This window comes from Paraburkholderia sp. BR13444 (genome assembly GCF_040948755.1).
Classification (GTDB): domain Bacteria; phylum Pseudomonadota; class Gammaproteobacteria; order Burkholderiales; family Burkholderiaceae; genus Paraburkholderia; species Paraburkholderia youngii.
Map to the genome: position 1 here is coordinate 385320 of NZ_JBFPKM010000006.1, position 25972 is coordinate 411291.

Genomic DNA, 25972 nt, shown 5'->3' on the forward strand with positions numbered 1-25972 from the left:
CATGCTAAGAATCGACGAAGTTTCGAATAGCGACGGATTCCCCGCTCGCTGTGACGTCGCGGTGATCGGCGGCGGCATTATCGGCGTCAGCACCGCTTACGAGCTTGCGCGGCGCGGCGTATCGGTCGTGCTGCTCGAGAAGGGCATCATTGGCGCTGAACAATCGGGACGCAACTGGGGTTGGGTGCGTCAGCAGAACCGCGATCTGCACGAGTTGCCGCTCGCGATGCAAAGCCTCGCGCGCTGGAGCGAGTTGAGCGACGAACTCGGCGAAGACATCGGCTTCAGGCGAGCCGGCATCCTGTACGGAAGCGAGCAGTCCGCAGACGTCGCGCAATGGGAAACATGGCTCGGCAAGGCCCGTGCGCTCGGCTTCGATAGTCAGTTGCTGTCGGCTCGCGAGCTGGCGGCGCGCGTTCCCAATGGTCAGGCGAAGTGGGCAGGCGGCGTGTGGTCGCATTCCGATGGACGCGCGGAGCCGTCGAAAGCGGCGCCCGCCATTGCAAGAGGCGCGCAACGGCTCGGCGCGCGCGTGCATCAGACCTGCGCGGTTCGGGGACTCGATATCAGCGCGGGCCATGTCTCCGGTGTATGGACCGAGCGCGGCCTGATCGGCGCGAGCAGCGTCGTGCTGGCCGGCGGCGCGTGGAGTGCCCTCTTCTGCCGGCGTCATGGCATCGGTCTGCCGGCGGTCAACGTGATCGGCACCGCGCTGCGCACGGCCGAAGCGCCGGCCGTGATAGACGGGTGCTTCTCCGGCCCGAACTTCGCGATGAGGCGGCGGCTCGACGGCGGCTATACGATCGCGGTCCCCGGCTACGGACGCATGGAAATCGCGCCGCAGAACCTGCGGCACGCGGTCAAATTTCGCAAGATGTTCCGCAGCAAACTCAACAAGAAGCTCAAGTTCCGGATCGCGCAACCGTTCTTCGGCGGCCCCGAAGGGAGCGCCGACTGGCGTAACGACGACATCTCGCCGTTCGAGCTAACGCGGGTTCTGAATCCTGTGCCCGATGCCGAGTGGCCGACCCGTGCGCTGGAAAACGTCGCGACGGTGTTTCCCGAGCTGTCGGGATTGCGTGTCGCGCATGCCTGGGCCGGCGCGATCGACACGACGCCCGATCTGGTGCCGGTGATCTCGCGTGTGGACAGCACGCCCGGCCTCGTGATCGCGTCCGGCTTCAGCGGTCATGGCTTCGGGTTGGGACCGGGAGCCGGCATGCTGGTTAGCCGCATCGTGACCAATGACGCAACCGGGATCGATATTCAGCCGTACCGGTTGACGCGCTTTAGCGATGGAACCCGGCTGGCGAGTCCCGAGATGATGTGACGACCCGCGCTGCGCTGCAAAGGCTGCTTTTTCATTCACCAAATCGCTGTGGGAATCAGAGTCGTTGACGCGACGCAGACGCGAATGGTCTGCGAGGCTTACCTAAAGGGACGGCAATGGGCTTGAGAATTGGAGTGGATATCGGCGGATCGTTTACGGACTTCGCCGTGCTGGACGACGAGACGCGCACCACGCGCACGTTGAAAGTGTTCTCGCGGCCGGATTCGCCGGGCAGCGAAGTGATCGACGGCATGCAAGGCCTGAAAACACGCTTCGGCATCGATCCGCACGAAGTCGTGTACTTCACGCACGGCACGACGGTCGGCGTGAACTCGGTCGTGCAACGCAAGGGCTTGCGCCTCGCGCTGATCACGACGCGCCATTTCGAGGACGTGCTGGATATCGCGCGCCTGAAGATCCCCGACATGTACAACCTGATGTCGCGGCGCCCCGAACCGCTCATCACGCGCGATCGCGTATTTGGCGTCGATGGCCGCATGCGCCCCGACGGCACCGAGGAAGCGCCCATCGACGAAGCGAGCGTGCTCGCCGCGCTCGAAGCGCTGCAGGCGGCGCATTGCGAAGGCGTCGTGATTTCGCTGCTGCATTCTTATCGCAATCCCGCGCATGAGCAGCAGGTCAAAGCGATCATCGAGAAAGCGGCGCCCGGGTTTTTCGTATCGTGTTCGCACGAAGTGTGGCCGATCATCCGCGAATACGAACGCACGGTCACCGCGACGATCGGCGGCTACGTGCAGCCGCGCGTGTCGCAATACCTGACACACTTGCAGGCCGCACTTGCCGAAAGCGGCGTCGGCGCGGACCTGAAAGTGACGAAGTCGAATGGCGGCGTGATGAGCGCCGAGCACGGCAAGCGCAATTGCGTGCAGATGATCCTGTCGGGCACCGCCGCGGGCGTGATCGGCGCGTCGTATCTGGCCGGCATGTGCAAGATCAAGGACTGCATGAGCCTCGACATCGGCGGCACGACGGCCGACGTCGCGCTGATCGTCGATGGCAAACCGCAGTACGCGACCGGCGAGTACATCGGCGACTTCCAGATTCATATCCCGTCGGTGTCGGTTTCGTCGATCGGCGATGGCGGCGGCTCGATCGCATGGGTCGACGATTTCGGCGTATTGAAGGTCGGTCCGGAAAGCGCCGGCTCGAACCCGGGTCCGGTCTGCTATGGCCGCGGCGGCACACGCCCGACCATCACCGACGCGTTCGCGGTGATCGGCGTGCTGGGCCGTGCGTCGCTCGGCTATAACGCGGTGCAGGTCAACGTTGAAGCGAGCCGCCGCGCGATCGAACCGCTCGCGCAACGGCTCGGCCTCGACGTGCATCGAACGGCGGCCGCGATCATCGACGTCGCGGTGTCCGGCATGTACGGCGGCGTGAGCCGTATCGTGTCGCGCTTCGGCATCGATCCGCGCGCATTCTCGCTGATGCCGTTCGGCGGCGCGGGCCCGATGCTCGGCGGCTTCCTTGCGCGCGCGCTGAACATGCGCCATCTGATCGTGCCGACCACGCCGGGCGTGCTGAGCGCGCTGGGCGGCCTGATCGCCGATACGAAGAACGACTTCGTGCGCACCACCTACTACCCGCTCGACGCCGCTTCGCTCGACAAACTCGCCGGCGACCTCGCGACGCTCGAAGCGCAGGCGCGCGATTGGATCATCAACGAAACCGGCTCCGATGCAGGCGCGGAAATGCTCGTCTCGGCCGAGATGCGCTACCGCGGCCAGTCGTTCGAAGTCGACACACCGCTCGATCCGCAAGCCATTCGCAACGTCGACATCGCGACGATCGGCTCCGCGTTCCACCGCGAGCATCATCGGCTGTATGGCCACAGCGACGCGAGTTCGCCCGTGCAGGTCGTGGCGTTGCGCCTCGTGATCAGCCTGCCGACACCGAAGCCAGAGATGCCGAAGATCGCGCTCGGCGAAGGCGCGCCGCGCGTCGAGGCGCTGATCGACGTGTATCTGGACGGCGCCTGGCGCAAGGTGCCGCTGTACCACCGCTCGGTGCTGGTCGCCGGTCATCGCTTTCACGGTCCCGCGATCATCGCGCAGGACGACACGACGACCTGCGTGCTGCCGGGCTTCGAAGCCGTCGTCGACGAATACGGCAACCTGCTGCTGTCGGCTCAGTGAAGCGCCAGTGATATCCGAAGGACTAGACCATGACATTCAATCGATCCGTTCTACAGATCTTCGCCAATTACTGCGTCGCGGCCGCGGAAAGCATGGCCCACACGCTGATGCGCACCGCGCACTCGGCGTTCGTCAAGGAAACCGAAGATTTCTCCTGCACGATCATGACGCCCGCAGGGCTCACGTTCGCATCGCCTAAAACGCTCGGCGCGACCTGGTATCCGGGCCTCGACTTCGGCTCGGTGATCGAGGCGATCGATCACTACGAGCCGGGCGACATCGGCATGACCAACGACGCGTACAGCGGTTACGTCGCCACGCACACCCCCGACGTGATGATGTGGAAGCCGGTGTTCTACAACGGCGAGATCGTCTGCTACGTGGGCGGGCACATCCACAACACCGACATGGGTGGCGCGGTGCCCGCGTCGCTGTCGCGCACGCTGACCGAGATCTATCAGGAAGGCATTCGCTGGGCGCCGACCAGGATCGTGCGCGCGGGCGTGCTCGACGAGACGCTGCTCGACCATATGGCGATCAACGTCCGCGCCGCCGAGCAGAATCGCGGCGACCTGAAGGCGCAAATCGCGATGCTGATGACCGGCGAGCGGCGTGTGCTGGAAATCATCGAACGCTTCGGCATCGACGATTTCAAGGCCGGCATGCACGCGATGATCGACTACTCGGAAGAGCAGGCGCGGGCGATCGTCGCCGGCATGCCGGATGGCGAATATTTTTTCGCCGAGTACGCCGACGAGGATGCGGTCAACGGCAAGCCGCTGCGCGTCGCGCTGAATCTGAAAGTGCAAGGGGAATCGCTGGTGCTCGATTTCACCGGCAGCGACCCGCAGCTCAATTCGTCGCTGAACATGCCGACCGGTGGCAAGGAGCGGCACGTGCTCGCGCTCGTCGGGCTCAATTACGTGCTGTATTCGCTGCACCCGGATCTGCTGCTCAATGCGGGCATGCTGAAGGTCGCGCGCTGTGTGCTGCCGGAAGGCACGATCATGAACTGCCTGCCGCCCGCGGCGGTCGGCATGCGCAGTCTGACCTGCAAGGTCGCGCAGAACGTCACGTTCGGCGCGTTCTCGATGGTCTGTCCGGACCGGCTGCCCGCGTGCCCGGCCGGCGGCATGTCGATTCTGAACGTGCGCACCGTCGATAGCGACGGACGCACCGTGATCGCGGCAATCGGTCCGGTCGGCGGCGGCGCGGGCGGCATGATCAACGGCGATGGCTCGGACGCGTCAGGCGCCAACGTCGCGTTCCTGCGCAACACGCCGGTCGAGATCAACGAAGCAGAGGTGCCGATCCGCATCCTGAAGTACGGCATGGTGCCGGGCAGCGCGGGCGCGGGACGCTATCGCGGCGGACTCGGCACCGTGATGGAGTTCCGCGTGTTCTCGCCGGGCACGCTGGTGACCGCGCGCAATCGCGACCGCTCACGCTTCGCGTCGTGGGGCGTGCTCGGCGGCAAGGCGGGATCGACGTCGCGCTTCACGCGCAACCCGGGCACCGTGCAGGAAGAGAACCTTGGCGTGACCGATCTGGTCGTGTGCGACCCAGGCGACGTGATCCGCCTCGAAGGCTGCGGCGGCGGCGGTTATGGCAACCCGTACGAGCGCGATCCGCGGATGGTCGCGACCGACGTGACGCGCGGCTATCTGAGCGAAGCGGATGCGCTGGCGCTGTACGGCGTCGTACTGCGCGCGGGCGAAGTAGATATGGAAGCGACCGCTGCGCGGCGCACCGAACTCCAGGCGAACGCGCCGCGCACGCCGGCCGCGCACTTCGATTACGGCGCGGCGCGCACCGCCTATGAAGCGCGCTGGACGCGCGAGCGCTACGCGGTGTTGACGGAAATCCTGGCCGGTGTGCCGGTCGTGTGGCGGCACTTCCTGAAGCACAAGATCTTCGACGCGTTCGATGCATGGGAAGCCGACGGCCGTCTTGGTCCAGGCGGGCAGTCAATCAGCGACATCTTCCGCGAGGTCGCGGGCAATTATCCGCAATTGCTCGAAGCGCAGCGAGCCGCATAGCAGGGACGGTCGCCCACACGCAAAGCGGCTGTTCAGATGGGCTGCGCCGGGCACTTTGTTAACGCAATGCCTGCCGTATTCCCAGCGCAATCATGAGCCCTCCACAGGTGAGGTCGATCCATGCTTTCGCGCGACGATACGCCGTCGCGATCACCGTGTGCGATAGAACGAGCGCGACTGCTCCGTACCAGCACGTCGCTGATGTACCGACAGTAGCAAGCATCGCGAAGAACGTCGGCATGGAAACGTGGGTGGGCACCGCTGAGGAAAAGACCGCCGCATAAAAGGCGATGGACTTCGGGTTCGCGATATTTGTCGCGATACCTTGCAGGAACGCGGCACGAAACAGAGGCGCCTTCGTTGGGTGACGTGCTCCCGAGGGGGTTGCACGTGCCGACACAACGAGCCGCAGCCCGAACCAGATCAGATAGGCCGCGCCAGCAAGCCTAACGCCGACAGCGAGCCACGGGAAAATAGCGAACACCATTCCGATACCAAGGATGGCACAAGTCGCCCACAACAGATTCACCGTCACGATCCCGGCGACAAGCGCGAGCGCATCGGAGCGTCTGCCGGCGACCGCCTTGTGAGTGACTGCGACGAAGTTCGGCCCGGGTATGACGACAGCCGCCGCATACACGGAAAAGACGATCGCGATAGCAGACCAATCAACCATTGGTAGCCTCAGTGAAATGTGGTTGTACAAAGCGTGGAGTTGCTTCGTCGGCTTGTATTCTGAAGCAATTCACGCATGGCCGCTGTGGGCTGAAAGCGGGCTCGTCGCACATCGACACACTGCCGCAGTACTGGATTGCGTTTCCCGGCCTCGGGCATTGACAGGCAAGCGCCGAGGTTGGCAGTGCTCGTCATCACTGCGTTCGATGCGGGACATCGCCGGGGAACGGATACGGTGCGTGAGGACCCGGCCATTCTGGCGCGGGCGGCCCGCTCAACGCATTGCAACCACTTAAGCCAAAGAGAACCATGCCGGCAAGCAAACCGGTCGCAATGCGGCGCAGCATCGCTCGAGTGTCCATGTTGCACCTCCACGCACGTCACTGTAGTGCAGTTGAATCTTCAATTACCGCACAGGTTGCGCTGCGATGGCGTGCGCATCGTCATGCGCACGCGGGCGAGAGTGCGGCAACCCGCTCCGGCCGCTTCCCGCTTGGCTCTCCGGAAGACGCGAGCGGCTCGCTCAACCGGAACACCGCGACCGCGCCGTCGAGCGCGGCCGCCTGCTCCTCGAGCGATGCCGCAGCAGCCGCAGCCTGTTCGACGAGCGCGGCATTCTGCTGAGTCGCCTTGTCCATGTGCGTGACCGCGCGGCTGATCTGCTCGATGCCCCGTGACTGTTCTTCCGAAGCCACGCTGATTTCGCTCACGATACGGGTCACGTTGCGCGCAGCACCGACGATCTCCGACATGGTCGCGCCGGCGCGTATCGCCAGTTCGGACCCATTCTCGACCTTCGCCACCGAACTGACGATCAGTTCCCTGATCTCTTTCGCGGCGGCCGCCGAGCGCTGCGCCAACGCACGCACTTCACCCGCCACCACGGCGAATCCTCGTCCTTCGTCGCCGGCTCGCGCGGCTTCCACGGCGGCATTTAGTGCAAGTATGTTGGTCTGAAAGGCGATACCTTCGATCGCGCCGATAATGTCGACGATCCGGTTCGAGCCCGACGACATGTCGGCGATCAGGTCGATCACCTGATCGACCACTTCGCCGCCACGTGCCGCGGTTCGCGACGCGTTTTCAGCGAGCGTATTGGCCTCGCGCGCGTTGTCGGCGTTCTGCCTGACCGTCGCCGTCAATTCCTCCATGCTCGCGGCCGTCTCCTCCAGCGTCGCCGCCTGCTGTTCGGTGCGCGCCGACAGATCGGCATTGCCGCTCGCGATCTCTCGCACACCCTGTGCGATTGCCGCCGTGCCGAAACGAACCTGACTGACCGCGGCAACGAGACTCTGCTGCATGCGGGCCAGCGCGGCCATCAGGCGCCCCATTTCGTTGGCGCGCACGCCGCCGATCTGTCCCGTGAGGTCGCCGGCCGCGATTCGTTCGAAGTGCTCGATTACCGCGTCGATAGGTCGAAGAATCGCTGCTTTCACCATGAAGCGCGTGCAAAGGCCAAGCACCAGCGCGACCAGCCCGATTGCGGCGAACACCCAGCACAGTAGACGAAAGTGCTGTTGGGCCGAGGTAAAGCGTGCTTCCTCGTGCCTCATCTGGAAGTTTTCGAGCGCAGATTCGGCATGCTTATAATCGCTGAACACCGCATCGGGCGCCTGCCGTTCCGTGCTCCGGAAGGTGATGAAATCGTTCTGGTCGAGCGCCGTGACTTCAGGTAGAAGCACCTGTTTCAGCAACTGCTCGCGCTTTGCGCGCAGCGTGTCGGTCAGCGCCTTCTCGTCGTCGTCCGACGCAGGCTGCGCGAAATAGGCCGCCAGTTCGCGATCGCTGTCCGCAAGCCCGGCATGGACGCGAGCGAGCACCGCATCAGTGGGCTTTCCCTGTGCCACGAGCGTTTCGTAGGCGCCGAGCTCGACGCGCACGTTCAGAAGCGCCTCGCCGCTCGCGGCGAGGTGGCGCATCGCAACGGTCTGTTCGGTGTACATCTTCTCGAGCGCCTCGTTCGTGGTCTTCAAACCGGCGACGGATATCGCGATCACGAACATCAACGCGGCTGTGTAGCCGGCGATGGTCACGGTAAGCGCGGTTCTGATAGACGTATTGCTGAACATGCCTCTCCCTCGCCTGCTGAAACGAAAAAGCGGCCGCGGAAAAGTCCGCGACCGCACGCTGGAGAACATCGTTGAAACGGATGCGCTGCGAGGCTGTGTTCCCGATCAGAATCGGGTACGCACACCCGTGGTCAGTTCGAGCTGGTTGGTCGCGCCGAACGTGCTGCCGACCGTATAGCCGCCATGCAGCCTCATATAGTCGCCGGCCAGATAGACTTCAGTGCGCTTGGACAGGTGATAGAACGCCGACCAGTACAAGGTTTCCTTGTAACCGTTGTGCAAGCCCGAGGTCGGATCGAAGGCGCCGATATTCGCGTTCGGAATGTTGCCGTCGGCGTTGTACGCGGCATTCTTCACCCGCATCTGCTGATAGCCGAGCTGGTAATCGAGCGGCCCCTTCGGCGACAGCTTGAGCGACACGGTCCACGCATTATCCTGACGCTGACCCAGCGCGCCCTGATTGCCGAGGTAACGGAAGTAGCCGGCGTTGGCGCGCAGAATACCGAACGTATAGTTGCCGCCGACCGAGAACGACTGGTTCGTGTTGCCCTCGCGGTTCACGTGGCTATAGAAGCCCGACACATTGAACGGGCCGCCGTTATAGCCCAGCGCAACCTGATAATTCGCGTTGGTGCCGAAACTCGTCTGGTTGCCGAACGCGTAACCCGCACTCGCGAAGATGCCGTTGCTGAACAGCTTCTTCCACGCGACGCCGTTTTCATAACGCGTGCCGGTCGCACTGGCCGCGTAGAAAATCATCTGTTTGAAGTTGTTGGCGTTCGTCCAGCCGCCCTCTTCCGTCGTCAGCCGCGCATTGCCATACGGATCGCCATAGATCGCCGAAGCATCGCGCGCAATGGTGTTCTGAAAGCCTGCCGTAATTTTGCCGAACGTGTCGTTCTCGATACCGACCCACGCATCGCGGTCAAAGATCTGACCCGGATCTTCCATCTGGCCATTGGCGACAACGAATTCGCTCTCCAGTCGGAAGATGATCTTCGAACCGCCGCCAATGTCTTCGGCGCCCCTCAGGCCCCAGCGGCTGCCGCTAAACCACGGCTCTCCCCCAATGCCCATGCCGATGACGTGATTCCCGTTGGCATCCGCGTGGGACTGGTAAGTCGGCACGCTCAGATCCATCAGCCCATAAAGCTGCACGCTCGACTGTGCGTGCGCGCCGCTTGCCCCGAGTGCGCTGACCGCGACGGCCAGCGAAAGATATTTCGTCTTCAAGATGTCTCCTCAGACTACTGCGTTGAAATTGTGTTTTCCCTGCACACGGCTGCGTGCGTCTCAAGGTCCCTGCAGCCGGTTCGGTATGCGAATGTTGGCCATGCTAGTCATCCAAACCCTTCACGTTCCTTTCCCGTGTCATTTATGCAACACAGTGGCTCCACTGATATACACGACGACGCTTGCATCGATCATTCGGATTCCTCTTGTGATGAGGCGAGGACGCCATCGACCTGTTTCGAGCTCACAAACTCGTTCGTATACGTTCTGCCCGACTCCAGGCGAGCTTCGTGATACTGCCCACCATGATCGTGATCTGCCGCTCTCCGCGGCTGCCGCGTGCTGCGAGGCAAGGCTGAACAACAGGCTGGAAGCCACCGCAATGACGAGACAAACTTAACTTCGATTGCGTCGGTGGCGGGATTGTCGGAGCGTCAACCCTTCTCCCGGCTTTCACGGTCAGGACCTGCATTTAGGGGATTTCCATGAAATGGCCTGCGGATTTGCTCATGGAAAACCCCCATCGGAACGTGCAGTGGCTGAAAGCGTTCAGAAGGTTCCGCGCTCCTAGAATTGCGTCATCGATTGCGGGGACCCCATCGTGCTTTCAGCGCCGGAACGCGATGCTGGACGAGCCCACGCAATCACAATGCTTACACCTGCTCCCTGACGACGCGCATGCCGCGATAGCCGCAACATGACTAACGATGGCATCGAACACCACCTGATCCGCGGCGTGACGTCGCAGCGCAAGCTCTTCCGGCCAGGCGACTGGGCCGAGCGCCTCGCGGGAGTCGTTGCACTGTTCGTAGGCGAACGCTGCGCAGGCAACCCTATAGCCAGCACACGGCTTGCGATGCCGGTCGTGGAGCAGGACATCAAATGCCTACGTATCTCGAACGAATTGCGACGTATCTGTCCGGACGGATTTGATTTCGTGATGCGCTTCGCCAGCGACAACGACCTGATGGTCGATATCTGCCGCGCGCTGGACGACAAGCCCGGACGAGATCCGCAAGCTGAGCGGCAGACAACTGGAAGCAAGGCAAAGGATCGGATGAATGAGTTGCCGGTTCCAACCGCCGCTACCGTTGCTACAGAGTCAAGCGGCTGATGCGACCGGCAGGAGAAGGCTGATGGAGACACTCACTGGAGTACGTTACACCTACGCATGCGCAGCATGCGGATACCGCGGGAGCGTAGTTCGTCCGGACGCGTCGCATGCGAGAAAGCTGGCCATTTGCGCGCGGTGCGACGGACAGGTGTGGCTCAGCGTTGATGACGCGACCGCCCGGGAGCAAGCTTCGGCAGTCTTCTCACCGCGAAGACATCAGCAAACCCAAGACGCGGACGATGCAGAAGCTCTGCATTGCAATTAATTCCGAGTTGATCCGTTGTTCGATCCGGCATGGCGTATTGCCTGGGTAAGCGCGCGGGCGCCTTTCAGCCTGGGGCTTTTTGTCATTCCGGTTCCCGTTCACTCATCGGATACCACTTCGACCGTATCGAAACGCGACGCCGGCATACATTCCCGGCATCAAATCAAGGAGTCGTATTTTGTCCACCACCTCACATACGCCGAAGCACTCACCGGCGGCGGCCGCGCAGCGGTCCGACAACGTCACTCGATTCTGGCCCGAAGGCTGGTGGAAGCTGATGGAATACAGAATCGGCATCATCCCGCTGCCGGTCTATTTCATTCTGCTCGCGCTAATTACCGGGTTCGCGGTGACGGGCAAGATCCCGGGTGAGATTTCAATGGCGATCGCCGTGCTGGCGTTCTTCGGCTTCACCTGCGCGGAACTTGGCAAGCGCCTGCCGCTTCTGCGCAATATCGGCGCGGCCGCGATCTGCGCGACGTTCGTGCCTTCCGCACTGACTTACTATCACCTGTTGCCCAAGCCAATTCTCGGCCTCACGACCGAGTTCACGAAGCAGAGCAATTTCCTTTATCTGTTCATCGCGTCGATCATCGTCGGCAGTATTCTCAGCATGGACCGGCGCGTGCTGATCAAGGGCTTTCTCAAGATCTTCGTGCCGCTCGCGCTGGGTTCGCTGGCCGCATGCATCGTCGGTATCGCGGTCGGCTCGGCATTCGGACTCGGCGTGCGTCATACGCTGCTGTATATCGTCGTGCCGATCATGGCGGGGGGTGTCGGTGAAGGCGCCATTCCGCTGTCGGTGGGCTATTCGGAAATCATGCATCTGCCGCAGGGCGAGCTGTTTGCACAAGTGTTGCCGCCGGTGATGCTCGGCAGCCTCACCGCCATCGTGCTCGCTGGCGCGCTGGACATGCTCGGCAAGCGCTTTCCCCATCTCACCGGCGAGGGGCGTCTGCAGCCCGGAGAGACAGACGAAATGGACCCGGAAGAGGAGGAGATTCGCGGTCATATCGACGTGACGCATATCGCGGCGGCTGGCATCACGGCGATCACGCTGTACCTGCTTGGCTTGATGTGCCGCAACCTGTTCGGTCTGCCCGCACCGGTTGCCATGCTGTTCCTCGCGGTGCTGGTCAAGCTGGCGCGTGCGGTCTCGCCGCAGCTGCAGGAAGGCGCATTCGTCGTCTACAAGTTCTTTTCGACCGCGGTGACATATCCGCTGCTGTTCGCGATCGGCGTCGCCATGACCCCATGGGACAAGTTGATCGCCGCGTTCACGTTGGCCAACATCGTGACGATCGTCGCGACCGTGGCGACACTGATGGGCACCGGCTTTCTGGTTGCGCGCCGGCTCAAGCTCTACCCGATCGACACGGCGATCGTGAATGCATGCCATAGCGGCCAGGGCGGCACAGGCGACGTCGCGATCCTGACCGCGGCGAACCGGATGCAACTGATGCCCTTCGCGCAGATCGCCACGCGAATCGGCGGCGCTATCGTCGTCACGCTGACGCTGATCGTGCTCGCGCATATCGGATGACGCGTTACTGGCCATGGCCCCCACGATGGTCGCGCAACGCGCATCGCGCGGGGTCCGGCGTCACACCGACCGCGCGCCGGGCGGCTCGGCTAGCGGCGCACATCCCTGCGGAGATACGCAGCGACCGCGCCTGTCACCGCGAAGCCGGGCAATTCCTGCGGCGTCGCCAGATGCACGGCGACGATCTCGCGATGATCCAGCCGCAGTTCGGGTAAGTGATCGACGCGCATTTCGAAGAAATGCACCCGGTCCCTTCGCCCATCCCACTCGCCGGCTGCGCTGCCTGCCGGGAGTAACGGGTGAAACGCGAGCCCGATCTCCTCGGCCATCTCGCGCAGCGCCGCGGCAGCAGGTGTCTCACCGGCCCGGACGCTGCCGCCCGGGAACCCCCATTCGGCACGGTACGATGACTTCAGCAGCAACAGCGACTGGCCGACGTAGATAGCGACTAGCGCGCCCTCATGGCGAGGCCGCCGCAAGTGCCACCACGCGCGGGCGAGCGGAAATCCGAGGCGAAACGCGATGCGCCAGACAGAGTCGATCAGCGCAGTCAGCCGCGTGCGCTCAGAATTCGGCATCGGGTCTGTCCTTTCCTGTCATTGTCGAAAGATCTTCCGTTGCGCGTCACCTGTCCGGATCTATCGGATTGTACGTGCCGGCTCGCACAGGACGCTTTCGACTTAGAATCGCTCCGTGCGTCGGTCCTGCCGCCAGTTTCGATTTCAGTTGGCTCGGAAATCCGGTTGGACGACCCTGAGGCGAGGCGCGCGCGTTTGCCGGGGCCGCCCTGGCTGAAACGATCATCTGCGGTAACGCATTGGACGGAGACATGACGATGTCGGCGATGGCAAAGATTCGAGGATTCGTTGTATCACTCGTGCTGCTTGGCTCGGCAGCGCACGCGCAGACCACCGACTTCTGGGGAACGCGTCTTCCCGATCAGCCGACGCAGTTCATTTTCGGCTACGGATCGCTCATCAACACGCCATCGCGCGCCGCCACGGCCGGCAAGCCGGTTGCGGCGATTCCGGTGCGCGTCTCGGCGGCGTTCGGCTATGTGCGCAGCTGGAGCGACCGCGCATCCTCCGGGTTCACCGCGCTCGGCCTGCGGCGTCCGTTCGAGGGCGAGACGCCGATGACGATCAATGGAGTGATCTATCCCGTTGCCGGCAACGACATGTCCGCGTTCGACGAGCGCGAGAAGGGATACGTGCGCGTCGAGGTGCCGCGGGCGCTTATCGAGGCGGTGTCGTGGCAGCCGCTGCCGACGCAGGGAACTGTCTGGGTCTACGTGCCTAAGGACCAGGGCAAAGCGCCGGGAGAAGGGCTTCCGCTGCCTGACGCGAAATTCCCGCTCGTCGAGTCGTATATCGACGTTGTTATCGAGGGCGCGCTAGAGTACGGGCCGGAATTCGCGCGCGAGGTCATCGAGACGACCCGAGACTGGAGTCCCTACTGGCTCGACGACCGCACGCTCGCACGCCGGCCATGGGTGTTCAACAAACAATATGCGCAGGTCGATGCCCTGCTCGCGAGCTCGGCGCCTTGCTTCGCGCAGCGGGCGTTCTCCGAGGACTATGCCGCCGCGATCGCCAAGCGCAAAAGTCCCGTGTGCATTCTGGTGAATCACGGTCGCTAGACCGGGCACCGCCCTCCGGGCATCAATGCGACCAAATAGCTCAAGCACAAAGCGTTGCCGTTCGCGGCGTTCGTCGTCTGCTTTCGCTACCAGGCTGGGCAAGCCTGTCCGCGGGGGCCGGTTGCGCGTGGATGCAGAACTGGCGAAGCTCGGTATGTTCTCGACCTGCCATGTCGATACACCCCTTCCGCACGATGTCTCCCGTTTCCCGGGCGAGACTCGATACTTTCAGGCATCGAAAGCGCGGCTGATGGACGCCGCGGCACGCATCTTGCGCATCGTTCCCGCAATGTGACCGCGAACTTGCCATGAATGAATCGTTCTTCGAGCCGGGACGCAACTGCGCGAGCGTGCGTCATGCGAATCGCTTCACCCTGCTGATCGACGGAGCCGATTATTTCCGCGTGCTGCGCGAGGCGATCACGCGTGCAGAGCGCACGGTGTTCATCCTCGGCTGGGATATCGACAGCCGCATGAAGCTGACGCCCGAAGGTTCGAACGATGGCTTTCCTGAAGCGCTCGGCGATTTTCTGCACGCAGTCTCCGCGCAAAAGCGCCTGCTGCGCGTCTACATTCTCGCGTGGGACTTCGCGATGCTCTACGCGTTCGAACGCGAATGGCTACCGGTGTTCAGGATGGGTTGGCGCACGCACCGGCGCATCGCGTTTCAGATGGACGGCAAGCATCCGCTGGGCGGCTCGCACCACCAGAAAATCGTCGTAATTGATGATTGTCTCGCGTTCGTCGGCGGTCTCGATCTCACGCGGTCGCGCTGGGACACGCAACAGCATCAGGCCGATAATCCTCTGCGCCGTGATGCAAACGGCGCGCCGTATCAGCCGTCTCACGATGTCCATTCGATGTTCGATGGCGAGGCCGCACGCGAAATCGGCATGCTCGCGCGCGAGCGGTGGGCACGCGCGTGCAAGAGAAAGCACGCAATCCACGCGCAACCCGTGCCGCCGACGCAGGACCCGTGGCCGCCGTCGCGCAGCGTCGATTTGGAAAATGTCGACATTGCCATCTCGCTCACCGAGCCCGCATACCTGGGCCGCGAAAGTAAGCAGCAAATCCGCACCCAGTATCTCGATGCCATCGCGCGTGCGCGCCGCAGCATTTATATCGAGAACCAGTACTTCACGTCGGCATCGATTGGCGCGGCGCTGAGCGAATCGCTCGCGCGGGAGGATGGTCCGGAGCTGACGATCGTCGTGCCTCGCAATCAGACCGGCTGGCTGCAGAAAGTGACGATGGGCGTGCTGCGTGCGCGCCTGCACGGCATTCTCAAGGATGCGGACCAGTACGGCCGTTATCGCCTGCTGAGTCCCGACGTGCCCGGCCTGGGCGAATCCATCGTCAACGTGCACAGCAAGCTGATGATCGTCGACGACGAATTGCTGATCGTCGGTTCCGCGAACCTGAACAATCGCTCGATGGTGCTCGACAGCGAGTGCAATGTGTCGATCGATGCGGGTGCCGATGCACGTATCCGCCGTGCGATCGCGAAGATGCGCGATACCTTGCTCGCCGAGCATCTCGGCTGCGAAGTCGCGGACTTCGTGCGCGAGCGCGATGCGCGCGGCAGCGTGACAGCGGCGATTCATGCGTTGCAGCGCGATCGCGCGAAGCATCGAACGCTCGTCGATCTCGATCCGCAGGTCTCAGCCGAGCTCGATCGACTCATTCCGCCCGATGCGCTCATCGATCCCGAAACACCCATCGCCGCGAACGAGCTCATCGATCAGTTCGTGCCCGCCGAGAAGGCGCGGCCGCTGATTGGACGATATGCGTTGCTCGGCGTGCTCGCATTGCTCGTCGTCGGGCTCGCGGCGGCGTGGCACTGGTCGCCGCTCGCCAGCTACCTCAACCTGAAATCGTTCGCGAATGCGACGCGGCAGATCGAGGCGCTGCCGCTTGCGCCGCTGTGGATCGTGCTCGCCTATGTCGCCGCGGCTGTCGTCGCCGCGCCCGTGACCTTGCTGATCGCGACGATGGGAGTCGTGTTCGGCGCGGCGTGGGGCGGCTTGTATGCGTTCATCGGCACCACCGTGGCCGCCGCGACGTCGTTCTGGATAGGCCACCGGCTCGGGCGCGATGCGGTCCGCAAACTCGCGGGCGCACGTGTGAACCGGCTGTCGGAGCGTGTGGCTAAGCGCGGAATCGTCGCGGTCGTCGTGTTGCGGCTCCTGCCGGTCGCACCGTTCGCCATCGTCAATCTCGTTGCAGGTGCATCACACGTGCGCATGCGCGACTTTATCATCGGCACGATGCTCGGCATGGGTCCTGGCATCTTCCTGACGGTTGCATTCGCGCATCAGCTGGTCGCTTCGTTGCGGCGCCCGACGGCCGGCTCGTTCGCCGTGCTGATCGGCATTGGCGCGGTGCTGATCGGATTGTCGGTGCTGTTGCAGCGTTTTCTCGGCAGATCGGGCGGGAGCGATGCGCACGAAGGCGCCCCGAGCGATGCGGACAAGCCGCGCGCCAGCGATGAAGCCGAACGCGCGCAGCGTTTGCGCGACCACAGCTGCATGCCTCGCGATACATCGGGCAAAACGTCATCACGATGTCAGGACGAGGCCAGCCCATGACACTGATGCACGACCCTGGCATCGAACGGCCGCGCATGACGCTTGCGCGCGAACGCGAACTGCGCATCGGGACTTACAACCTGCATGGCGCGGTGGGGATCGACGGCAAGTTCGCGCCGGAACGCATTGGCGATGTGCTCGCTGAAATCGATGCGGATATTCTCGCGCTGCAGGAAGTGCCATTGGGCGGCGCGAGTTCGCCCGATGTGCTTGCCGTGCTGCAACGCATGACGGGCCTCTACGCCGTCTCCGGACCAACCTTCGACACGCCCGCGCGGCGCTATGGCAACGCCGTGCTGACGCGCTATCCGGTGCGCGCGGTGCGCACGCTAGACCTGTCTTTCAGGAGCCGCGAGCCGCGCGGCGCGCTGGATGCCGATATCGATTGCAACGGCGAGCTGTGGCGCGTCGTAGCGACGCATCTGGGCCTTGCCTCCAGCGAACGGCGCGCGCAAGTGGAGCAGGTATTGCAGAGCTTCGACACGCCCGCGCTGCCCGTCATCCTGCTCGGCGATCTGAATGAGTGGTTCGTCTACGGCCGCACGCTCAGGCGGCTCGTCACACACTTCCATCGCGCGACTGCGCTGCGTACGTTTCCTACGCGCTTTCCGCTGTTCGCGCTGGACCGCATCTGGGTGCATCCGGGCGAACGGCTGTTGCGTGTCGTCGTGCATCGCACGGCGCTTTCGCGAATCGCGTCGGATCACTATCCGTTGATCGCGCATATCAGCGCGTCGGTTAATGAATGATCCGCGCGCGGCTTCCGGCTATTTGTGCAATTCGCTGCGCAACGTCGCGACGTCGTTGGCGGTGACGGGCTGCGCATTGTTGCCCCAGGCGCCGCGGATATTCAACACCTGGGCGATCCCGCCCACGTCGCCCCGTCGAGGTACGGTGGTTGCTACATCGCTGGCGGACTAGCTGCACCCCAGCCCAACCGGCGAACCCGATCTTCATGACTGACACCGACACCACGCGCGACACGTCTGCCCGTCTGAACGCGATGCGCAGGACGCTGCGCGAGGTGTTCGGTATCAGCCGGCTGCGCCCGGGCCAACGGGACATCGTCCGCAGCGTGCTCGAACAGCGCGACACGCTCGCCGTGATGCCCACGGGGGCCGGCAAATCGCTGTGCTACCAGTTGCCGGCGTTGCACCTCGACGGTTGGACGCTCGTCGTGTCGCCGCTGATCGCGCTGATGAAAGACCAGTTCGACAAGCTGTGCGAGGCCGGCATCGACGCCTGGCGGATCAATAGCGCGGTGCCGGCTGCCGAACTGCGCGAGGCTTACGAAGCGTTGCGCGGCATGCGCCGCGGCATCGTGTTCGTCACGCCCGAGCAGCTGACCCGGCCCGAGCTGATCGACGCCTTGCAGGCGGGCTCGCGCCAGCGCATCAAACTCGTGGTCGTCGATGAGGCGCACTGCGTATCGCAGTGGGGCCACGATTTTCGGCCGGCGTTCCTGCGCATCGTCGATGCGGTCAAGGCGCTCGGCAAGCCGCCGATCCTCGCGCTGACCGCGACGGCGACGCCGGACATCCGCGAGGACATCGTGCGTTCGCTCGGCCTTCACGAGCCGCGCATCGTGAACACCGGCGTGTATCGCGACAACCTTCACTATCGAGTGACGCAGGTGTCGGTGGGCGGCGGACGACAGCGTGCATCGACGCGCGCGAGAGAGGCGAAGACGGCCGCGTTGCGCACGCTGCTCGCGAGCGAATCCGGCCGGGGCATCGTCTACACGGCGACCGTGCGCGAAGCCGAACAACTCGCGGCGACGGTGCGCAGCTGGGAAGTTGCCGCCGCCTGCTATCACGGCCGGATGCCGGGGCGCGAGCGGCACGATGCGCAGGAGCGTTTCGTGTCGGGCGACGTGCGCGTGATGATCGCAACCAACGCGTTCGGGATGGGCGTCGATATTCCCGACATCCGCTTCGTCGTCCATTACCAGATTCCCGGCAGCATCGATGCGTATTACCAGGAAAGCGGACGCGCGGGACGCGACGGCAAGGTCGCGCGCTGCGAGCTGCTGTTCGACCTGAACGATCGGCGCGTGCAGCAGTTTCTCGCGCTGGGCCGCTATCCCGACGCTGCGCTGCTGCGGCGGATCTGCGACGCGCTCGCGCAGCGCGCGAAAGCGCCCGGTCCTGGCGTGACGGCGCGCGAGCTGCTCGACGAGGTGCCGGACGTGGGCCGCAACAAGCTCGCCGTGGCGCTGAAGATGCTGACCGACTCGGGGCACGTATCGCGCGGCCGGCTGCAGCGGTATCGGCTACGCGAGCGTGGCTCCGAGCATGGCCGCGATAACGCCGAGGACAGCGCGATCGAGGCTGCGGTCGAACGCTATGCGCAACTCGCGATGCGCGATCGCGACGCACTTCAACAGATCATCGACTACGCGCAAACCGGCGGCTGCCGATGGCGGGTGATGCTCGAATATTTCGGCGATGCGCAGGGATTCGAGCGCTGCGGCACTTGCGACAACTGCCTGAACCCGCTGGCGGCGACGCTAGAAGCGCAACGAACCGCCCCCGACGATAAACGGCCGCCGCGCCACGCCAGCAGGAAAGCGCGCTTCGGCCGAGGCGATCCGGTCCGCGTGCGTAAATACGGCTCGGGCCATGTGGTGTTTTCAACCGACGAACAGGTCGCGGTGCTGTTTCCCGATGGCACGACCCGCACCTTCATGGCGACGTTCGTGAAGGCCGAGATCGCGTGATGCGCGGCAACGTTCGCGTAAAAAGTGCGACCAGCCTTCAACCGGCATGGTCGCCACAAGCACGTCTGAGAACGCTGTCCCCTGGAGTCCAAGCGGAGGACGAGGGCAGTATAGGAAACGCGCGCGCAGCGCGGAGTGTCCGTAAACCTGCGCGACGGACAGTTCTACACGCGAGACGCTGTGCGCATCATTATTGGCCGCCCTTTTCCTGCGATGGCTTCACTTCGGACAGGTCTTCTTCTTTGACTTCTGCTTGCCGCACGCTCGTGCCGTCATCGCCGGATTCGGAAATGTCCGTTTCGAACGTGCCTTCGTTGCCCGTGTCGGCGTCAGCAGGTTTCGGCGTTTTCGGCTGCTGTTGCTGGGTCGTCATGATTTGCTCCTTGCAATGTCACGCGGCGCGTGATGCCGCGCGTGAACATCACTCAGCATGGACGATGCCCGGGAGCGCAAGACATTTCATCGCGACGAAGTTCGCACTCGGAAGCAGGCGCGAATTGCCTGTCGTCTGCGCCATATAGCAGGAACGCGTATGGGCCGTACCGGATTCGAACCAGTAACCAACGGATTAAAAGTCCGCTGCTCTACCAATTGAGCTAACGGCCCGGCCAGCCAGATCGTCACCCTCTGCCGGGTAATCCTGGCGTCGGTGCTAGCCGATGTGGATGGTTCTTTCAGTCGGTACGCACCTCGATGCGGCGCGGTCGCGCCTCGTCGCGGCGCGGTATCGTCAGCTTCAATACGCCGTCCTTCAGATTGGCTTCGATTTTCGACGCGTCGAAGTCGGCGCTCATCGAGAACGCCCGCGCGAAGTGAGGCTCACGAATCTCCGCATGCTGCAGACGCAGTTCCGCCGGTGTCGGCACCACCGCTTCTGCTTCGATGTACAAGTTGCCATCGTGGACCTTGACGTCCAGCCGCTCCCTGGTCACGCCCGGCAGATCCGCCCATAGCGTGATGCCGTGGCTGTCCTCGAAGATGTCTACCGGCGGCGTCAACGTGATCCGGCGTTGCGACGCATCACCGTCGCGCTGGGCCACCGCTGTTTGGTCCTTTCTGGCGAGTTCAGTCGTGTCGTTCATGATGTCCTCCGTAGTTCTGCCAGCCGCTCACTGAACGGTGATCGCCCGCGGCTTTGACGCCTCGCTTTTGCCGATGCTCACCATCAGGCATCCATTGGTGTACCGCGCGCTGACCTTGCCAGGGTCCGCGTTTTGCGGGAGTTCGACCACGCGCCGGAACGCGCCGGCGAATCGCTCCTGTGCATAGGTGCGCGCATCGTCGCCGCGGGTTTCCGGTTGCGAGCTCGCGCGCTCGCCGCTGATGGTCAGCAACCCCTTGTCTAGCGATACGTCGAGCTTGGCCGGATCGACCCCGGGCGCGAACGCGACGATCTCGATCGAGTCGTCGGTCGAACCGATGTTGATCTGCGGGAAGGCGCCAGCGCGGCCTGAACGGATACTGGAAGGAAAGCCGCCGAAGAGGCTCGCCATCTGCCGTTGCAGACGGTCGAACTCACTGAAAAGGTCGGTCCCGAAGTAAAGGTCACTCATGATCGTTTCCTCCTTGGATGCAGCACGGAAACGAACCGGCCTACGCGCTCCAGTCCGTCTGCCGGGCTGCGGCAAACAAATCGAAACACGCAGCGCGCCGCATGGCCGGCGCGACTGCCTGAGCGGAAATTAGAATAGTATGGACGGAGAAAATTTCAAGGTGGGTGACGCAAAATTTTGTTCTTGAAATCGGCTCGCTGAGCACTATTTTTACGACACTCCGACGAACCATGCGAGGTCTTCATGGAATTCGAACATGACTGGCTCACCCTTGGGCGGCACCGAATCCGGTTGCGCTCAACGAAAGGTTTTCCAACCGAGACGATGCGCTCGGCGGCCGAAGTCATCCGATTGGCGATCGACAACAATATGAGCGCCCGCGCGCGGCTGGTCGAAGTGGTATTCCGGCAGGAGTCGGCTTTCGAAATCTCTGTCGGCACCACTTTCGCGGACGATCGGCTTTGCGCGCCGCAGCTGGAAGCGGCGATCGCCACGGTGTTGGGCTTGCAGCTGGACCAGATCAATATCTTCGTGACGGTGGTTACGCAGGAAGAGGTCGATCTGCACTTCGGCGTCTATGAAAGAATGCTGGCCGAAAAGCTCGGCGTCGTACCGCCGATCCAGTAGGGAGAGATGGATGATCGAACCAGTTGAATTTCTCACCAGGATCGATACCGCTTGCGACGGCTACCGAAATGAAGTCCTCACGACCGTCAATGATCACGACGTCCATATTAGCGTGATGAATGCGCCATATTTTTGGCATATCCATCCCGACTCCGACGAAACGTTCATCGCCATCGACGGAACATTGATCATTGACTTCGACGACGGCCAGGTCGAGTTGCGGCGAGGCCAAATGCTCACGGTTCCGGCCGGCATGCGCCACCGTACCCGTCCTGCCACGGAACGCTCGATCAATCTGACGGTAGAAAGAACCAACGCCACGACGGTCCGCTGCGACTCACCTGCCGCCTAGCTCGTTCGGGCGGGCATGGCGGTTGCGACCCGGCTGATACCAGCAGAAACGAGGGAGGACATCATGACGAGGCTTGATCCACATCGAACGACCGGCGAAGCGGGCGCGCGGATAGTTGGCGGTGGCGTAGGAGAAGGACCGGGGCCGGATGTGATGTCCGCCGACACACTGGACGGCAACAAGGTAATCACCACCGACGGCGAACATGTCGGCAAGATTTCCGACATCATGCTCGACGTCCGGGGTGGTCGCGTCGCCTACGCCGTCCTGTCGGAAGGAGGTTTCCTCGGCATGGGCGACACGCTGCACGCGATTCCGTGGAATGCACTCACTCTCGACACGGCGGAAAAATGCTTCCGTGTCGACATCACCGCGCAACGGATCAAGGACGACCCAGGCTTCGACAAGGATCACTGGCCGTCCATGGCGGATCCAGCATGGGGAACCGAGTTGCATAAGTACTACAACCGGCGACCATACTGGTCGGCGCCTGACACCGGAGACTTACCGCTTGGTCCGATGGACGTATGAGGACATAAGCGGAGGCGGCTGCCCGCGAACATCATCAGCGGGCACCGCCCCATCACCAGCGTCGGTCAGATGAGTTCACGGAGCTTGTAATACCACATGCCCAGAACCAAAGCCTGTGTGCGTAGCCTCTTGCCGCCCGGGAACCGTCGATGCCTGATGCGGCTGAATACGTCGAAGCGGGACGCATCGCCGCCGATCGCGTCCGCCAGAATCTTGCCGGCCATTCCCGCGAACACCAGCCCATGTCCGGAGAAGCCTTGCACATAGTAGAGGTTGTCGCCGATACGACCGAGATCCGGCGCGCGGTTCATCGTGATGTCGACATAGCCGCCCCATGCATATTCGATGTTCACGTCGGCGAGTTGCGGAAAAACGCCCGTCATGCGTCTGCGCATGCGGTCGATCAGATTGCTCGGGGTGGTGGCGTCATACGATTCGCCTGCACCGAACAGTAAACGGTGATCCGCGCTGAGCCGGAAGTAATCGAGTATCAGATTGTTGTCGGACGCCGCGGCGCGGCCCGGCATCAGCGCGTCGGCCCGCGCACTGGTAAGCGGTTCCGTCGCGATCATGTAGGTGCCCACGGGCATGATGCGGGCTTCGATCTCCGGTGCGGGATGATCGCCGAACTCTCCCAGATAAACGTTTCCAGCCATTACCACACGGTCACACGACACCTCTCCCTCGGCTGTCTTCACCACAGGCCGAGCGCCCCGATCGAGCCGCGACACAGCGGAATTCTCGAAAATCCGGACGCCCGCGCGACGCGCCGCCTCGCCCAGACCAAGGCAATAGAGAAGCGGATGAAGATGGCCAGACCCGGCGTCGTACACGCCCGCGGCGAACCGCTGCGACGCTATATGAGCGTCAAGCGCCGTGCGGCCCAGCCATTCGAGCGGGTAGTCGTACCTGTCGCGCGTGCGCCGCACCCAGTTCATCAGTTGTTCCGCCTTCCGATCGCTGACCGCAAGCGTCAGATATCCGCGCCGATAATGGCAATCGATGCCGAAGCGCACAAGCCGATCTTCCAACAGTCGCATACCCTCCAGCGACACATCCCACGCCCTTCGCGCGACCTCGCGGGAACATTGGTGCTCGATTGCATCTTCACCCTCGTCGCCGAAGCCGACAATCGCGTGTCCACCGTTACGCCCCGACGCCCCCCAGCCGATGCGCTGCGCCTCCAGCAATGCCACGTCGAAGCCACGCTCGGCTAGCTCCAGCGCGCACGAAAGCCCGGCATAGCCACCGCCGATCACGCACACGTCCGCGTTGAGTTTCTCCTGCAATGGAGGACGAGGCTGCGCACGGGTGACGCTCGCCTCGTAATACGAGTCCTCGACAACGCCCTGTTCCTTGTTCAACAGTGACGACATAAGCCGGTCTCCGAAGGTCTGCCCGCTATGGAACGCGTATGTTGAGAAATTGCCAGGGATCGTCGTCGCACGGCGAATCGTAAAGGAGCGAGCGTTGCGCGAGCGGCGTCCATGAATCATAGACGCCAATCATCTCGCCCAGATAGGGTCGCGCGACCCGCATCACGGTTTGATAGTCGATGTCGTCCGGCTCGACTACGCCGGCGTCCGGATTCCCGAGCACCCATACGATGCCGGCCAGGATGCCCGCCACCACCTGCAGGCTCGTTGCGTCGTTATGCGGCGCGAGTCGACGGGCTTGCGGCGTGGTCAGACGGGAGCCGTACCAGTAGACTCCGTTGTCGTTTCCCATCAACAGCACGCCGAGTTCGTCGGCGCCATCGACGATCTCATCGCGCATGATCCGCTTATGGTCCTGCAGACGCCAGCCTCGTCCGGCGAACTCGTCGATCGAAAGAAACGCATCGTCGCAAGGCCGGTAGGCATAGTGCACCGTCGGACGGTAGATCACTTCGCCATCCTTGCGAAGTGTCAGATGGTCGGCGATGGAGATCGACTCTCCGTGCGTAATGAGGAACCCATGATAACTACCGGCGAGCGGCGTCCAACTGCGTACGCGGGTCGCGAGTCCCGGGCGTTGCAGGTAGATCGCCGCATCACTGCCGAATCCGTGCCGACGCGCGTCCGCAGGCCAATGCCGTTCATGCGTACCCCATCCAAGTTCCGCCGGCTGCATGCCCTCTTCCACGAAAGCGTCGACGGACCACGTATTGACGAACTCGTTTCGCGCCTTGCGGCATTTGGCGACCTGGAAGTCCCGCTCCGCTATGTGAATCGCCTTGATGTTCAGCCGGTGTGCGAGCGCAGCCCAGTCCTCGTAGCTGCGCAGCGCTGTTGCCTCGATGCCGCTGTTGGAGGCCATATCGAGCAGCGCCTGTTTTACGAACGCCGAAACCAGTCCGGGGTTCGCGCCTTGCGTGAGAATGGCGGTCGGACCGTCGCGCTTGTCGAGGCGAAAGGCCAGCAAAGCTTCGCGAAGCGCATAGTTGCTGCGCCTGGAGGGGGAACGATCGGGATCGGTCGACTCTCCTTCCCATGGCTCGATGGATGTGTCGAGATACAGCGCGCCACGAGACCAGCAGAAACGCACGAGCGATTCGCTCGACACGTTCACTGACAGATTCAGCACGAGGTCGCCTCTTTTGACGTAGCCAGCGAGCAGCACCTCGAAGTTGTTCTCCGACAGCGCCTGCTCGACGACGCTCAGCCCGCATTCGCGAGCGATCGCCGTATCGTTGCCGGGCGGGCAAAACACGGTCACGTGTTCCGGGCAAACATCGATGTGCCTGAAAAGTATCGGTAGCAGCGAACTCGCGATGCTTCCTAGTCCAATGATCACGATATTGCCGTGGCAAACGGCGTGCTTTGTCCAATTCAACTGCGCGCTCATCTCTGCTCCTAACCACAGCGCTTCGGTATGCGCGTGTTCTCGTGTTCGGTCTTTGTGATCCATCGTGACGGGCCGTACCGATCCGCGAGCATTCCGCATTCCGCATGCTGCTGCCCGCCTCGCGATTACGGCCGCGGCGGTTCGCCGGGAACGCGCGTTGCTATACGTGCATCATCAATAGGAAACGCATAACGGAGACAGCCATGGGCTGCGCGCTTTTCGCGGCCGAACGGCGCGACCCGTTCAGTGGCGGGAGAAAAGCGATGTCCATTCAGGAATATGCGCCGTATCGCGGCTGCAATATCGAGGTAAACGTCACGCTATCGAAGACGCATTGGCTCGGCGGGAAATATCGCCGTTATCGCGTGTCATGGACCGTGACGTTGCCCGGCAATCCGCACCAGGAGGTGGTCAGTTTCCCGGAACAGTTCGATTTTCTGACTGAGCGGGAGGCGTTCAGGTATGGAGAAAATCGGGCGCACACCTATATCGATTCGATCCTGTCGACGCCTTCTCAAAGGCGCGGACTGCGCGACGCGGTCGCGCAGCCCGCCACGCGCCACGACGTTTGATGGCTCGAGCCGGCGTGCGCCCTTTTGCTGAAGGCGGGCCAGCCGTCGCGCGAGGCGCAAGGCCACGCGGGAATCCGGTTGTAATATGCTAACCAGCAAATGCTCCGCGAGCAGCTCGGGCGACACCAATCGATCTCGACG

Annotated in this window: 21 protein-coding genes, 1 tRNA gene and 1 pseudogene; 13 read left to right on the forward strand and 10 right to left on the reverse strand. The window is 63.0% G+C overall.

The annotated features are described in order from the left end of the window. The first annotated feature begins 1 nt into the window (after position 1). The 3 genes from AB3X95_RS20115 to AB3X95_RS20125 all read left to right on the forward strand — a co-directional run bounded on the left by AB3X95_RS20115 (position 2) and on the right by AB3X95_RS20125 (position 5525). Positions 2-1330, forward strand: a complete 1329-nt coding sequence (locus AB3X95_RS20115; RefSeq protein WP_368622341.1) for an NAD(P)/FAD-dependent oxidoreductase — start codon at positions 2-4, stop codon at positions 1328-1330. Between the two features lie 116 nt (positions 1331-1446). Then, positions 1447-3486 carry a hydantoinase/oxoprolinase family protein gene (locus AB3X95_RS20120; protein ID WP_368622342.1) on the forward strand — a complete coding sequence of 680 codons (2040 nt, stop codon included), beginning with the start codon at positions 1447-1449 and terminating at the stop codon, positions 3484-3486. 29 nt (positions 3487-3515) lie between these two features. Next, positions 3516-5525, forward strand: coding sequence for a hydantoinase B/oxoprolinase family protein (locus tag AB3X95_RS20125; protein ID WP_184229027.1), 2010 nt, complete (start codon positions 3516-3518; stop codon positions 5523-5525). A 58-nt stretch (positions 5526-5583) separates the two neighbouring features. Here AB3X95_RS20125 and AB3X95_RS20130 read toward each other — a convergent pair whose 3' ends face one another. The 3 genes from AB3X95_RS20130 to AB3X95_RS20140 all read right to left on the reverse strand — a co-directional run bounded on the left by AB3X95_RS20130 (position 5584) and on the right by AB3X95_RS20140 (position 9502). Then, positions 5584-6201 (reverse strand): LysE family translocator, encoded by a 618-nt coding sequence (locus AB3X95_RS20130; RefSeq protein ID WP_368622343.1) that lies wholly within the window; start codon positions 6199-6201, stop codon positions 5584-5586. A 442-nt stretch (positions 6202-6643) separates the two neighbouring features. Further along, a complete protein-coding gene (locus tag AB3X95_RS20135) occupies positions 6644-8269 on the reverse strand; it encodes a methyl-accepting chemotaxis protein (protein ID WP_368622344.1) in 1626 nt (541 codons plus the stop codon). A gap of 105 nt (positions 8270-8374) precedes the next feature. Beyond that, a complete protein-coding gene (locus AB3X95_RS20140; protein WP_184229025.1) occupies positions 8375-9502 on the reverse strand; it encodes a porin in 1128 nt (375 codons plus the stop codon). Positions 9503-10199: 697 nt separating this feature from the next. Between AB3X95_RS20140 and AB3X95_RS20145 the strand changes: the two are divergent. Then, positions 10200-10481 (forward strand): annotated as a pseudogene (locus tag AB3X95_RS20145) (DUF3579 domain-containing protein); the annotation flags it as partial. A 578-nt stretch (positions 10482-11059) separates the two neighbouring features. Further along, complete coding sequence (locus tag AB3X95_RS20150) at positions 11060-12424, forward strand: 2-hydroxycarboxylate transporter family protein (RefSeq protein ID WP_368622345.1); 1365 nt, start codon at positions 11060-11062, stop codon at positions 12422-12424. 89 nt (positions 12425-12513) lie between these two features. On the opposite strand, the gene AB3X95_RS20155 is transcribed toward AB3X95_RS20150, so the two are convergent. Beyond that, a complete protein-coding gene (locus AB3X95_RS20155; RefSeq protein WP_176122883.1) occupies positions 12514-13002 on the reverse strand; it encodes an NUDIX domain-containing protein in 489 nt (162 codons plus the stop codon). A 257-nt stretch (positions 13003-13259) separates the two neighbouring features. Here AB3X95_RS20155 and AB3X95_RS20160 point away from each other — a divergent pair, with 257 nt between their 5' ends. From AB3X95_RS20160 to AB3X95_RS20175, 4 genes are all read left to right on the forward strand, one after another. Then, positions 13260-14063, forward strand: a complete 804-nt coding sequence (locus tag AB3X95_RS20160) for a gamma-glutamylcyclotransferase family protein (RefSeq protein WP_368622346.1) — start codon at positions 13260-13262, stop codon at positions 14061-14063. A gap of 308 nt (positions 14064-14371) precedes the next feature. Next, positions 14372-16651 (forward strand): VTT domain-containing protein, encoded by a 2280-nt coding sequence (locus AB3X95_RS20165; RefSeq protein ID WP_368622347.1) that lies wholly within the window; start codon positions 14372-14374, stop codon positions 16649-16651. Beyond that, positions 16648-17400, forward strand: coding sequence for an endonuclease/exonuclease/phosphatase family protein (locus tag AB3X95_RS20170; RefSeq protein ID WP_368622348.1), 753 nt, complete (start codon positions 16648-16650; stop codon positions 17398-17400). Before AB3X95_RS20165 ends, AB3X95_RS20170 begins: the two co-directional genes overlap by 4 nt. Before the next feature lie 206 nt (positions 17401-17606). Next, positions 17607-19370, forward strand: coding sequence for an ATP-dependent DNA helicase RecQ (locus tag AB3X95_RS20175; RefSeq protein ID WP_368622349.1), 1764 nt, complete (start codon positions 17607-17609; stop codon positions 19368-19370). A gap of 190 nt (positions 19371-19560) precedes the next feature. Here the strand turns inward: AB3X95_RS20175 and AB3X95_RS20180 are convergent, their stop codons facing one another. The 4 genes from AB3X95_RS20180 to AB3X95_RS20195 form a co-directional block, all read right to left on the reverse strand. After that, positions 19561-19743 carry a hypothetical protein gene (locus AB3X95_RS20180; RefSeq protein ID WP_176122870.1) on the reverse strand — a complete coding sequence of 61 codons (183 nt, stop codon included), beginning with the start codon at positions 19741-19743 and terminating at the stop codon, positions 19561-19563. 160 nt (positions 19744-19903) lie between these two features. Beyond that, positions 19904-19976, reverse strand: a tRNA-Lys gene (locus AB3X95_RS20185). 68 nt (positions 19977-20044) lie between these two features. Next, a complete protein-coding gene (locus AB3X95_RS20190; protein ID WP_184229017.1) occupies positions 20045-20452 on the reverse strand; it encodes an Hsp20/alpha crystallin family protein in 408 nt (135 codons plus the stop codon). 27 nt (positions 20453-20479) lie between these two features. Then, the gene (locus tag AB3X95_RS20195; protein ID WP_368599536.1) at positions 20480-20923 is read right to left on the reverse strand and encodes an Hsp20/alpha crystallin family protein; all 444 of its coding nucleotides are present in this window, start codon (positions 20921-20923) and stop codon (positions 20480-20482) included. A 243-nt stretch (positions 20924-21166) separates the two neighbouring features. Between AB3X95_RS20195 and AB3X95_RS20200 the strand changes: the two genes are divergently transcribed. The 3 genes from AB3X95_RS20200 (at position 21167) to AB3X95_RS20210 (ending at position 22433) form a co-directional block, all read left to right on the forward strand. After that, positions 21167-21550 carry a hypothetical protein gene (locus tag AB3X95_RS20200; protein WP_176122867.1) on the forward strand — a complete coding sequence of 128 codons (384 nt, stop codon included), beginning with the start codon at positions 21167-21169 and terminating at the stop codon, positions 21548-21550. Between the two features lie 10 nt (positions 21551-21560). Beyond that, a complete protein-coding gene (locus AB3X95_RS20205) occupies positions 21561-21902 on the forward strand; it encodes a cupin domain-containing protein (protein ID WP_176122866.1) in 342 nt (113 codons plus the stop codon). 63 nt (positions 21903-21965) lie between these two features. Continuing rightward, positions 21966-22433: a PRC-barrel domain-containing protein gene (locus AB3X95_RS20210; RefSeq protein WP_176122865.1), complete on the forward strand. Its 468-nt coding sequence runs from the start codon at positions 21966-21968 to the stop codon at positions 22431-22433. A 65-nt stretch (positions 22434-22498) separates the two neighbouring features. Here AB3X95_RS20210 and AB3X95_RS20215 read toward each other — a convergent pair whose 3' ends face one another. Continuing rightward, positions 22499-23809 (reverse strand): FAD-binding oxidoreductase, encoded by a 1311-nt coding sequence (locus tag AB3X95_RS20215; protein WP_176369889.1) that lies wholly within the window; start codon positions 23807-23809, stop codon positions 22499-22501. 25 nt (positions 23810-23834) lie between these two features. Next, a complete protein-coding gene (locus tag AB3X95_RS20220) occupies positions 23835-25259 on the reverse strand; it encodes a homospermidine synthase (protein ID WP_368622350.1) in 1425 nt (474 codons plus the stop codon). Positions 25260-25363: 104 nt separating this feature from the next. Here AB3X95_RS20220 and AB3X95_RS20225 point away from each other — a divergent pair, with 104 nt between their 5' ends. Then, positions 25364-25831 (forward strand): hypothetical protein, encoded by a 468-nt coding sequence (locus tag AB3X95_RS20225; protein WP_260332500.1) that lies wholly within the window; start codon positions 25364-25366, stop codon positions 25829-25831. Positions 25832-25972: the final 141 nt, after the last annotated feature.

What these genes read in the sequence shown, in the direction of transcription:
- AB3X95_RS20115 (WP_368622341.1), top strand. Translation starts at nt 2, where the DNA reads ATGCTAAGAATCGACGAAGTTTCGAATAGCGACGGATTCCCCGCTCGC.
- AB3X95_RS20120 (WP_368622342.1), top strand. Translation starts at nt 1,447, where the DNA reads ATGGGCTTGAGAATTGGAGTGGATATCGGCGGATCGTTTACGGACTTC.
- AB3X95_RS20125 (WP_184229027.1), top strand. Translation starts at nt 3,516, where the DNA reads ATGACATTCAATCGATCCGTTCTACAGATCTTCGCCAATTACTGCGTC.
- AB3X95_RS20130 (WP_368622343.1), bottom strand. Translation starts at nt 6,201, where the DNA reads ATGGTTGATTGGTCTGCTATCGCGATCGTCTTTTCCGTGTATGCGGCG.
- AB3X95_RS20135 (WP_368622344.1), bottom strand. Translation starts at nt 8,269, where the DNA reads ATGTTCAGCAATACGTCTATCAGAACCGCGCTTACCGTGACCATCGCC.
- AB3X95_RS20155 (WP_176122883.1), bottom strand. Translation starts at nt 13,002, where the DNA reads ATGCCGAATTCTGAGCGCACGCGGCTGACTGCGCTGATCGACTCTGTC.
- AB3X95_RS20160 (WP_368622346.1), top strand. Translation starts at nt 13,260, where the DNA reads ATGTCGGCGATGGCAAAGATTCGAGGATTCGTTGTATCACTCGTGCTG.
- AB3X95_RS20165 (WP_368622347.1), top strand. Translation starts at nt 14,372, where the DNA reads ATGAATGAATCGTTCTTCGAGCCGGGACGCAACTGCGCGAGCGTGCGT.
- AB3X95_RS20170 (WP_368622348.1), top strand. Translation starts at nt 16,648, where the DNA reads ATGACACTGATGCACGACCCTGGCATCGAACGGCCGCGCATGACGCTT.
- AB3X95_RS20175 (WP_368622349.1), top strand. Translation starts at nt 17,607, where the DNA reads ATGACTGACACCGACACCACGCGCGACACGTCTGCCCGTCTGAACGCG.
- AB3X95_RS20180 (WP_176122870.1), bottom strand. Translation starts at nt 19,743, where the DNA reads ATGACGACCCAGCAACAGCAGCCGAAAACGCCGAAACCTGCTGACGCC.
- AB3X95_RS20190 (WP_184229017.1), bottom strand. Translation starts at nt 20,452, where the DNA reads ATGAACGACACGACTGAACTCGCCAGAAAGGACCAAACAGCGGTGGCC.
- AB3X95_RS20195 (WP_368599536.1), bottom strand. Translation starts at nt 20,923, where the DNA reads ATGAGTGACCTTTACTTCGGGACCGACCTTTTCAGTGAGTTCGACCGT.
- AB3X95_RS20200 (WP_176122867.1), top strand. Translation starts at nt 21,167, where the DNA reads ATGGAATTCGAACATGACTGGCTCACCCTTGGGCGGCACCGAATCCGG.
- AB3X95_RS20205 (WP_176122866.1), top strand. Translation starts at nt 21,561, where the DNA reads ATGATCGAACCAGTTGAATTTCTCACCAGGATCGATACCGCTTGCGAC.
- AB3X95_RS20210 (WP_176122865.1), top strand. Translation starts at nt 21,966, where the DNA reads ATGACGAGGCTTGATCCACATCGAACGACCGGCGAAGCGGGCGCGCGG.
- AB3X95_RS20215 (WP_176369889.1), bottom strand. Translation starts at nt 23,809, where the DNA reads ATGTCGTCACTGTTGAACAAGGAACAGGGCGTTGTCGAGGACTCGTAT.
- AB3X95_RS20220 (WP_368622350.1), bottom strand. Translation starts at nt 25,259, where the DNA reads ATGAGCGCGCAGTTGAATTGGACAAAGCACGCCGTTTGCCACGGCAAT.
- AB3X95_RS20225 (WP_260332500.1), top strand. Translation starts at nt 25,364, where the DNA reads ATGCTGCTGCCCGCCTCGCGATTACGGCCGCGGCGGTTCGCCGGGAAC.